Raw genomic sequence first — 9,685 nt, forward strand, 5'->3', positions numbered from 1 at the left:
ATCGGGCTCGTGCGGCCGTGGGGCGAGCGGTTCTGGACCTGGCTCCCGGCTCTTGGTGGCAGGCGCGTCCCGGTGGGGCTGGCGGTCGTCCCTGCCTCGGTCGTGGCCGCCATGCTGCTGGCTGCGGGCGTCTCGATGATCGTCGCAGCGGTGGACCAGCTCGGTGTGGGGAGCATCGGGTCCCTCGCCGACAACTGGGCCGCGATCGGCGTCACCTTCCTGTGGCCGATCTGGAGCCTGGCGCTCGCGCTCGCCACCTGGGCCTACGCGTTGCGGCGGGGATAGGGTGGCGGTCTCGCCCGGGCGTCACCGTAGCCGTCCGGGCGGGCTCAGCGCCGTGGCGATCAGAGGTTCCCTAGAGTGGAGCCATGCCTCGACTCGATGTCGGCGCGACTGCGCCCACCTTCACCCTGCCCACCGCCGACGACGGCTCCGTCAGCCTCAGCAAGCTGCTCGCCACCGCGAGCAAGGGCGTCATCGTCTACTTCTACCCGGCTGCCGGCACCCCTGGCTGCACCAAGGAAGCCTGCGACTTCCGCGACTCCCTCGCCTCGTTGACAGCGCATGGGTACGCCGTGGTGGGCATCTCACCGGACAAGCCGGCGGCGCTCGCGAAGTTCGTCGCTGACGAGCAGCTCACCTTCCCGCTCGCCAGCGACCCCGAGCACGAGGTCCTCGAGGCCTACGGCGCATGGGGCGAGAAGAAGAACTACGGGAAGACCTACGTCGGCGTGATCCGCTCCACCGTGGTGGTCGCCCCCGACGGCACCGTGGCGCTCGCCCAGTACAACGTCAAGGCCACCGGCCACGTGGCCAAGCTCCGCCGCGACCTCGGCATCGACTGACCGTTGTCAGCGGGGGTCTTGCAGGAAGACCTCGCCGATGACATCGAGCATGCGCGCCTGCGCCTCGCGGGCGGCGTCGGGGTTGCGCTCCGACAGCGCCCGCACCAGACCGCCGGCCACGATCGCCTGCGGCAGTCGGGAGGTGCGGGTGATGTCGTCGCGGAACGACGGCGCCCCGAGCCCCACCACCAGACTGAGGGTCGCGATGTCGGCGAGTCCCGCCGTCGAGGAGGCCGTGAGGCCGACGACGGCGGCCCCCGCCTTCGAGGCGGCTCTCGCCGCCGCGATGGTCGGGCGGGTACTGCCCGAACCGCTCACGACCACGCAGACGTCCCCCGGGCCGAGCCGCCGGGCGCGCACTCCCTGCTCCACGTGATCAGTGGGCGCGTCGGCGTACCGGCCGATCGCGTTGAGCCGCATCGCCATCTCGGTCGCGACCGGCAGCGACAGCCCGTTGCCGACCACCAGCACCTGCCCGGCGTCGGCAAGGAGATCGACGGCGCGACGGACGTCGGCGGGGTCGAGCAGCGCGAGCGCGTCGTCGATGGTCAGCGCGACATCGCGCAGGAACGCGTGGAACACGCCCGCGGCGTCGTCGGACGCGTGAGGGTGCTCCGCAGCGGGACGCTCGGACCCGAGTCCGACATCTCGGGCCAGCAGCACCCGTAGCTGCGGGTATCCCGTGAACCCGAGTCGCTGCGCGGTCCGCACCACCGTGGCCCGCGACGTCCCGGCGGCGTCGGCGATCTCCTGCGCGCTCGCCTCGATCGTCCAGGTCGGGCGGTCGACGAACACCTCAGCGACCCGGCGCTCGCTGGGGTTGAGATCGGGGATGCCGGCCCGGATCAGCGCGGGCACCGAGCCGAGCTCGGGGTGCTGCGTGGTGGTCATCCCATGAGCCCTTCGGTCTCGACGGTCCGCTCCGATCGCTTGACACCCCGAGCTGCCGGCCCCGAGATGATCCGGTGCCGCACGGCGGCGGAGACCTGGTCGATGAGGATCGTCACCAGGATGATCACGAGAAGAGTGATGCCGATGCGTTCCCACTCGCGCTTGTCGAACAGCTGCTTGAGGATGGCACCCACACCGCCCGCGCCGAGCACACCGAGGATCGCCGACGCGCGGATGTTGATCTCGAAGCGGTAGAGCCAGAACGCGACCATCTCCGGCAGCACCTGAGGTACGACACCCCAGCGCAGCGTCTGCAGCTTGGTGGCCCCCACGGCCTTCGCCGCCTCGACCGGACCGGGATCGATCCCCTCGATCGCCTCGCTCGAGAGCTTGCCGAGGGTGCCGACCGCGCCGACGCCGAGCGCGAGCGCACCGGCCAGAGGCCCGAAGCCGAAGATCGGCATCATGATCGCGATCGCCAGGATCAGCTCGGGGACCGCGCGGATGGCGTTGAGGATCTGGCGCACCACGAGCACGACCCCGATCGGGGCCGTGTTGCGTGCGGCGAGGAACGCGATAGGGAACGAGATCACGGCTCCGATGAGCGTGCCGATCCACGCCATCTGGACCGACTCCAGCGTGTACCGGACGGCACTGGTCCAGTCCGCGCTCGCCGGTTCGGTGAACGGGTTCCGCAGGATCCCCTCGACCATCAGGCCGGCGTACTGCGGCAGCACGGTGACGAGCTCCGGGAGCCGCTCCCAGCGGGCGTCGATCTGGCTGACGGCGAAGATCACCACGAGCGCCACAACGATCATGCCGATCGTGGTGCGGACCTTGGACGGCGGCGCAGGACGCCCCGTGTGCTCGGCGCTCATGTCAGCCTCCTGCGCAGGGCCCGAGAGACCTGGTCGAGCACGAACACCACCACGAACAGCATCACGACGATCGCCGAGACCTGCGAGTACTGGAACCTCGCCAGCAAGGTCTGCAGCAGTTGTCCGATACCGCCGGCGCCGACGATGCCGAGCACGAGCGAGGCGCGGATGTTGAGCTCGAACACGTAGAAGCAGTACGACAGGTAGTTCGGCGCGACCTGCGGAAAGACCGCCCACCGGGCGCGCTGGGTCCTGCTGCCGCCGGCGGCCTCGACGGCCTCGACAGGGCCGCGGTCGACCGAGTCGATCGTCTCTCCGGTGAGCTTGGCCGCCACGCCGATGTTGAACATGATCAGCGCGAGCACGCCGGGCAGGGCGCCGATGCTGAGGACGGCCACGAAGATCAGGCCGTAGGCGACATCGGGCAGCGAGCGGATCAGTGCGAGCACGGCCCGCGTGATGCGGTAGACGGCGGTGTTGGGAGCCGTCACCTTGCTCGCGAGCATGGCGAGCACGAGCGCGACGCTGCAGCCCACGAGGCTGGCGAGGATCGCCATGTACAACGTCTCGAGGAAGGCCGCCGAGACCGCGGGGCGCAGCAGGAACGCCCACTCGGGCCGCAGGAACTGCTCGATGATGACCTGGCCGCGCGTGAGGTCGGTGAACAGCGGCAGCAGTGTGAAGTCGATGCCGATGCCCGCCCACACCGTGATCGCTGCGGCGATGGCGAGCCCGACGATGACGAACGGGCTCGGCGGGGGCTTGCGCGGTCGAGACGGCGCGGCCGCCGGCGCATCGTTGACGGGTGTCGCCGCGCTCACGCCAACCCTCCGGGCTCCTTGGCGATGACGTCGTCGGCGGTGAGCGAGCGGCCGTAGATCCGCTCGAACACGGCATCGTCAGCTTCCTCGCCGGTGCCGTCGAACACCACCTGGCCGGCACGCATGCCGATGATCCGGTCGCCGTAGCGGCGGGCGAGGTCGAGGAAGTGCAGGTTGACCACGGTGGTGATGCCGAGCTCGCGGTTGATGCGTTGCAGGTCGCGCATCACCGCGTTGGCCGTGGGCGGGTCGAGCGAGGCCACGGGCTCGTCGGCCAGCATGATCGTGGGCTCCTGGGCGAGCGCGCGGGCGATCGCGACCCGCTGCTGCTGGCCGCCGGACAGCGCCGAGGCACGCTGCCAGGCCTTCTCGACGATCCCGACGCGCTCCAGGGCGTCGAAGGCCAGCTCCTTCTCGGCTGCGGTGTACCAGCCCAGCAGCGACCGGAACGTGCCGACCTGGTGCAGCCGGCCCATCAGCACGTTGTTCATCACCGAGGTGCGGGTGACCAGGTTGAACGACTGGAAGATCATCCCGATGCTGCCACGCAGGGCGCGAAGCTGGCGCCGGCTCGCTCGTCCGACGTCCTGGCCGTCGACGCTCAGCGTGCCGCTGGTCACCGGAACGAGGCCGTTGATCGTGCGCACGAGGGTCGACTTGCCGGCACCCGACAGACCCACCACGACGACGAACTGGCCCTCCGGGATCGTGAGCGAGACGCCGTCGAACTCGATCGCCACAACTAGCTCCTTCGCTCCGAGGGCACAGCGAAGCCGGATGGGGTCCCTCGGAGCGACCCCATCCGGCTGTCGATCACGCGTCGCCGAAGTTGGCCGCGACCTGGCGGGCGATGTCGAGCGCGTCCAGGTCGGCGGGCACGAGGCCGTCGATGTTGTAGACGTCGCTGAAGACCTGCGCGCCTTCCTCGGTCTCGATCACGGCGACCATCGCGTCGGCGATGCGCTGCTTGAGGTCGTCGGAGAGGTCACCGCGCAGCGCCACGCCGTCGTTCGGGATCTCCTCGGAGAACGCGAACACGGTCACCTCGGAACCGATCTCGGCGTTCTCGCCCGTGACCTCCTCGCGAGCGTCGTCGAAGCTGACGCCGATCGGGAAGTCACCGCGCGCCACGCTGAGCACCGAGTTCGGGTGGCCGCCGGCGAACTGCGCGTTCAGCGCCAGCGGGTCCAGCCCGGCGATCTGCTGCAGCTGGGTGGCCGGGTAGTAGTAGCCGGAGGCCGAGGCGGCATCGACCATCGAGATCGCAGTGTCCTGCGTGATGAGCGCGAGCGCGTCCTCACCAGCCGGCCCGGTCTCGGCAGTGTCGGTGCCGTTGCAGTAGGTCATGTCGAAGCCGTCGTCGTTCGTCACGGTGACGACCTCGTCGAGGCAGTAGGTGTCGGGGTCGTTGGTGAACCACTGCGTGTGGTAGGTCGAGGAGCCGTAACGCACCGACTGCAGCACCGGGGTCGCGCCGGCCACATCGGCGGCCTGCACCAGCGCGATCGGGCCGAACATGCCGATGTCGGCCTGGCCGGTCTGCATGCCTGCGACCAGAGCGGAGTAGTCCGTGGACACGAACGTCTCGACCGGGATGCCGAGCTCGCCCTCGATGAGCGCGCCGAGCGCATCGGCATCCTCCACGAGCTGGTCGACGTCCTGCGAGGGCACGAGCCCGAGGATCAGCTTGTCGGGGTCCTCGGCCGCCTCACCGCCGCCATCCTCGCTCGTCTCGCCACCGCCACCAGCCGTGGAGTCGCCATCACCATCACCACCCGCGCAGGCGGCGAGCGAGAGGGCCGCGACCGCGGCGATGGCTGGGAACAGGATCGAACGCTTCATGCTGACCTCGGGTTCATGACGTCGTGGACCAGGAAGTTGCCAGGTAACGGCATTGCGTACCCCTCCCCGGGGGTGGACACGCGTTGCACGCTACTGACCGCGCACGGCGAGCGCCAGTGCCCGGTGCGTCTCGAAGGTATCGATCAGGTAAACACTCAGGGAGTTGTTCAGGGTTGGGGACGGACCGCGCCAGTCGGGTCCTGCGCCCAGGCACGGATGAGCGGGTAGAGCTCCTCGATCGTCGGCGCGCTCGCCGTGGTCGGCGTGCGGCCTGACCCGTACCGGTCGATGTGGAAGCCCTGGGCGTCGAGACGGATCGCCGGCTCGACGTCGTTGGCCCAGACGTCCCCCACGCTCGCCAGGTACTGGGGTGCCTCGCTCGCGCCGGCCTCGGCCAGCAGCCCGCTCAGGTGGTCGCTCATGAGTTGCGGCTTGCCCGCATCCGGGATCACGGCGTCGAGACGAGCGGCCACCCCCACGCTCTCCAGCCACGAGGTCGCACCCACGGCCGGCGCGTTCGTCACGAGCACCACCCGAGCGCCCGCCGCACGGACGTCGTCGAGCAGGTCGACGATGCCCTCGGGCGCGTAGACCGTGCCCTCCCCCGCCTCCATGCGTTCGCGCGAGCGCTGGTACGCGGCCGCGACCTGCTCCCGCGGAAGCGCCAGCGGCGCACCGAGGTAGAACAGCGCGTGATAGCCGTCCTCGGCGTCCTCCACCCGCTCGTCCCCCGCCAGGAACGCCTCGAGCCGGCGCCGGATCTGCGCCGAGACCTCCGTGTCCTCGACGAGCGCGCTCAACTCGTCGGCGAACAGGTGGATCGGGTCGTCTCCCAGGCACAGAGTCCCATCGAAATCGAGCACCAGCGTGGGCGTGGGCGTGGTGGGCACGAGGCTCCGATCGTAAGGTGAGGCGTCTGGCACCTACGCTATGTCCCACGAGCGCGAGTGGCGTAATTGGCAGCCGCGCAGGATTTAGGTTCCTGTGCCTTCGGGCGTGTGGGTTCGAGTCCCACCTCGCGCACCTCGTCTCGGTACCCGTCGCGGGTTCGCTACGTTGAACGGACATGAGCCAGCACGCATCGATGAAGCGGATCCCGCTGCCCGAGCTCGCCGACCTGTGCACGAGCGCCGTCATCGGCGCCGGCGGATCACTGCGCACCGCGCACGCGCTTGCAGCGGCGACGATCGGGGCCGAGCAGCGTGGACACCCCGAGGTAGGTGCTGCACATCTACCGGACTACCTCGCCGCCCTCGAGGAAGGCCGGCTCAACGGGCATGCGGAACCCGCGGTGCGGACGCCGCGGCCCGCGATCGTGCTCGTGGACGCCCAGGAGGGCACGGCCCAACTGGCGTTCGAGGCCGGCGTGGACGCCCTCCTCGCCGCAGCCCGCACCCAGGGTGTCGCGGTGCTCGGGATCGGACACTCGTTCAGCGCCGGGGAGCTGGCGCACTACACCCACAGGGTCGCCGAGAACGGGCTGATCGCGCTCGCGTTCGCCAACTCCTCACCGCTGATGGCGGCGCACGGTGCGACCGCGGCCGTCACGGGGACCAACCCGATGGCGTTCGCGGTGCCGCACCCTGCGGGACCGCGCGGGTTCGACCAGGCGGCCAGCGCTGCGGCCTGGGTACGCATCCGGGACGCGGCCCAGCAGGGCGAGCCCATCCCGCCGGCCTGGGCCCTCGATGCCGACGGCGAACCCACCACCGATCCCGGTGCCGCCCTCAAGGGAGCGCTGCTGCCCTTCGGGGGCGTCAAGGGCTCCAACATCGCCCTCATGGTCGAGCTCCTCGCGGTGCTCGCGGGCGGATCGTTCTCGATCGACGCAGCCCCGTTCGACTCCGGCGACCGATCCCCGCGGCTCGGCCTGTTCGTCGCCGCGATCGACCCCGAGGCATTCGACCCGGAGTACCCCGCGCGTGTGGAGAGCCACCTGCAGCGGCTCGCGCGCGAGCACGGCGCACACTTCGGGCGCCGCAAGGCCGCAGCTGCCGAGGCGACCCTCACTCCCGACCTGTACGCGCGCCTGACAGAGGCAGCAGCCCGATCCCGGAGCGCAGAACCCTGAGAAGCACACGCCTCATCCACACCACCGACGTCCACACCGAGGGCCTTGCCGTGCGGGTCGTCACGGGTGGCGTTGCCACGTTGCCGGGCGCGACCATGGCCGAACGGAGGCTGTGGTTCATCGAGCACTCGGACGACCTGCGCACGTTCCTGATGCTGGAACCGCGCGGACACTCCTCGATGTCCGGGGCGATCCTGCAGCCAGCCACCCGACCTGACGCCGACTGGGGCGTGCTGTTCATCGAGGTCACCGGCGTGCTCCCGATGTGTGGCGCCGGCACCATGGCGGTGGCCACCGTGCTCGTCGAGAACGGGCTCGTCGCCGTGACCGAGCCGACCACCACGGTGCGCCTCGACACCCCCATCGGACTGATCACCGCCGAGGTGCAGGTCCACAACGGCCGCGCCGAGTCGGTCACCATCGTCAACGTTCCCGCCTTCGTGGACTCCCTCGACCGGAGCGTGCACGTGGAAGGGCTGGGCGATGTCCGTTACGACATGGCGTTCGGCGGCAACTACTACGCGTTCGTCGAGGCCGAGGCGCTGGACCTGGCGTTCGAGCGGACCAGCGCCGAGACCTTCGTGAGCACCGGGCGGGCGATCATGGCCGCCATCGACGAGCACGCTCGGCCGGTGCATCCGGAGACCGGGTATGCGGGTTGCGAGCACGTCGTCTTCCTCGCCCCGGGCTCCGACGCGCGCCGCACGAGGCACGCCCTGGTCAACCACCCGGGCTGGCTGGACCGCTCACCGGGCGGCACCGGCACCAGCGCCCGGATGGCACAGCTGCACGCGCGCGACCAGCTGCCCCTGCACACCGACCTCGTCAACGAGTCGTTCATCGGCACCACGTTCACCGGGCGCCTGATCGAACGCACCACGGTCGCCGACCGCGAGGCCGTGGTCCCCACGATCACCGGACGTTCCTGGCTCACCGGCACCGCCCAGCTGCTGCTCGATCCCGACGACCCGTTCCCTGCAGGCTTCAGCCTCGAATGAGCGCGCCGCGAGTGGTCCGGCGCCCTACGGTGGGCAGGTGAGCAGTCGCCCGACGGCGTGGGCCGAGCACACGATCTGGTGGCACGTCTACCCCCTTGGGGCCGTCGGTGCGCCGATCCGCGAGCCCGACGGCAACCCCGGTCCGCGCCTGCTCCGGCTGCTCCCGTGGCTCGATCATGTCATCGAGCTAGGAGCCAACGGCTTGCTGCTCGGCCCGGTGTTCGCCTCAACCAGTCACGGCTACGACACCACCGACTTCTTCCGTGTCGACCCCCGGCTGGGCGCCGAGGCCGACCTCGTCACGCTGATCGACGCCTGCCGCGAGCGCGGCATCCGGGTGCTCCTCGACGGCGTGTTCAGCCACGTCGGCAGCGAGCACCCCGCCGTCGCCGCCGCCCTCGACGGCGGCCCTGACTCCCCCGCCGGCCGGTTGCTCGACATCGACTGGGACGCCGACGGCGGCCCGTCACCGCTGGTCTTCGAAGGTCATGGCTCCCTGGCGCGTCTCAAGCACGACGAGAGCGCCGCCGTCGACCTGGCCACCGAGGTGATGACCTACTGGCTCGACCGCGGCATCGACGGCTGGCGTCTGGACGCCGCGTACTCGGTGCCGACCGAGTTCTGGGCGGCCGCGCTCGGCCGCGTGCGCGAGCGGCACCCGGGCGCCTGGTTCCTCGGCGAGGTGATCCACGGCGACTACGCGGGCTTCGTCACCGCCTCCACGGCCGACACCGTGACCCAGTACGAGCTCTGGAAGGCGATCTGGTCGAGCCTGCTCGATGCCAACTTCTTCGAGCTCGCCCACGCCCTCGGGCGGCACCAGGACCTGCTGGTAGTGTTCGTGCCGAACACCTTCGTGGGCAACCACGACGTCACCCGCATCGCCACCACCCTCGGCCCCGACCGCGCGGTGCTCGCGCTCGCCGTGCTGATGACGGTCGCCGGCATCCCGTCGATCTACTACGGCGACGAGCTCGCCTGGTCCGGCCGCAAGGAGGAGCGCCTGGGTGGTGACGACGCGGGGCGCACCGCGCGGCCCGACTCCCCGGCCGAGATCGTTCCCGACGGCGTGACTCGCCTTCTGCTCGATGCTCACCGTGCGTTGATCTCACTCAGGCGCCGCCACCCCTGGCTGATGGCGTCCCGCACCGAGGTGCTCGACCTCACCAACACCCGGCTGCGGTACCGCGCGCTCGGACCGGACGCCCATCTCGTGGTGACGCTCGACCTCGAGAACACGACCTCCGCCGTCGTCCAGGACGAGACCGGCGCCACGCTCTGGCGGTACGACACCTGAGCGACCCGGGTGTGGCGGAGCACACACCACGGCGGTTTGCGC

11 protein-coding genes and 1 tRNA gene are annotated in these 9,685 nt (G+C 70.4%); 6 read left to right on the forward strand and 6 right to left on the reverse strand.

Features of this window, described 5'->3' with window-relative positions; all coding sequences use genetic code 11:
* Together ACOJSN_RS19710 and ACOJSN_RS19715 are read left to right on the forward strand one after the other, a co-directional pair.
* Positions 1-285, forward strand: a 285-nt coding sequence (locus ACOJSN_RS19710) for a hypothetical protein (protein WP_420114185.1), incomplete at its 5' end; no start/stop codon positions are given.
* Positions 286-368: 83 nt separating this feature from the next.
* Complete coding sequence (locus ACOJSN_RS19715; protein WP_420114186.1) at positions 369-845, forward strand: peroxiredoxin; 477 nt, start codon at positions 369-371, stop codon at positions 843-845.
* 6 nt (positions 846-851) lie between these two features.
* Here the strand turns inward: ACOJSN_RS19715 and ACOJSN_RS19720 are convergent, their stop codons facing one another.
* From ACOJSN_RS19720 to ACOJSN_RS19745, 6 genes are all read right to left on the reverse strand, one after another.
* Positions 852-1,736 (reverse strand): MurR/RpiR family transcriptional regulator, encoded by an 885-nt coding sequence (locus ACOJSN_RS19720; RefSeq protein ID WP_420114187.1) that lies wholly within the window; start codon positions 1,734-1,736, stop codon positions 852-854.
* Complete coding sequence (gene phnE, locus ACOJSN_RS19725; protein WP_420114188.1) at positions 1,733-2,614, reverse strand: phosphonate ABC transporter, permease protein PhnE; 882 nt, start codon at positions 2,612-2,614, stop codon at positions 1,733-1,735. The genes ACOJSN_RS19720 and phnE (ACOJSN_RS19725) overlap by 4 nt, the downstream gene beginning before the upstream one ends.
* On the reverse strand, positions 2,611-3,435 hold the full coding sequence (phnE, locus tag ACOJSN_RS19730; protein ID WP_420114189.1) for a phosphonate ABC transporter, permease protein PhnE: 825 nt from the start codon (positions 3,433-3,435) through the stop codon (positions 2,611-2,613). The genes phnE (ACOJSN_RS19725) and phnE (ACOJSN_RS19730) overlap by 4 nt, the downstream gene beginning before the upstream one ends.
* Positions 3,432-4,175, reverse strand: a complete 744-nt coding sequence (phnC, locus tag ACOJSN_RS19735; protein WP_420114190.1) for a phosphonate ABC transporter ATP-binding protein — start codon at positions 4,173-4,175, stop codon at positions 3,432-3,434. The genes phnE (ACOJSN_RS19730) and phnC overlap by 4 nt, the downstream gene beginning before the upstream one ends.
* A gap of 73 nt (positions 4,176-4,248) precedes the next feature.
* The gene (phnD, locus tag ACOJSN_RS19740; RefSeq protein WP_420114191.1) at positions 4,249-5,277 is read right to left on the reverse strand and encodes a phosphate/phosphite/phosphonate ABC transporter substrate-binding protein; all 1,029 of its coding nucleotides are present in this window, start codon (positions 5,275-5,277) and stop codon (positions 4,249-4,251) included.
* A gap of 167 nt (positions 5,278-5,444) precedes the next feature.
* Positions 5,445-6,167 carry an HAD family hydrolase gene (locus ACOJSN_RS19745; RefSeq protein WP_420114192.1) on the reverse strand — a complete coding sequence of 241 codons (723 nt, stop codon included), beginning with the start codon at positions 6,165-6,167 and terminating at the stop codon, positions 5,445-5,447.
* Positions 6,168-6,218: 51 nt separating this feature from the next.
* Between ACOJSN_RS19745 and ACOJSN_RS19750 the strand changes: the two genes are divergently transcribed.
* The 4 genes from ACOJSN_RS19750 (at position 6,219) to ACOJSN_RS19765 (ending at position 9,643) form a co-directional block, all read left to right on the forward strand.
* Positions 6,219-6,300, forward strand: a tRNA-Leu gene (locus tag ACOJSN_RS19750).
* A 43-nt stretch (positions 6,301-6,343) separates the two neighbouring features.
* Positions 6,344-7,348: an Ldh family oxidoreductase gene (locus ACOJSN_RS19755; RefSeq protein ID WP_420114193.1), complete on the forward strand. Its 1,005-nt coding sequence runs from the start codon at positions 6,344-6,346 to the stop codon at positions 7,346-7,348.
* Positions 7,345-8,346, forward strand: a complete 1,002-nt coding sequence (locus ACOJSN_RS19760) for a proline racemase family protein (protein ID WP_420114195.1) — start codon at positions 7,345-7,347, stop codon at positions 8,344-8,346. Before ACOJSN_RS19755 ends, ACOJSN_RS19760 begins: the two co-directional genes overlap by 4 nt.
* Before the next feature lie 37 nt (positions 8,347-8,383).
* The gene (locus ACOJSN_RS19765) at positions 8,384-9,643 is read left to right on the forward strand and encodes an alpha-amylase family protein (RefSeq protein ID WP_420114194.1); all 1,260 of its coding nucleotides are present in this window, start codon (positions 8,384-8,386) and stop codon (positions 9,641-9,643) included.
* The last annotated feature ends 42 nt before the right edge of the window (positions 9,644-9,685 follow it).

Source organism: Pseudactinotalea sp., from assembly GCF_048594945.1.
In the GTDB taxonomy this organism is placed as follows: domain Bacteria; phylum Actinomycetota; class Actinomycetes; order Actinomycetales; family Beutenbergiaceae; genus Pseudactinotalea.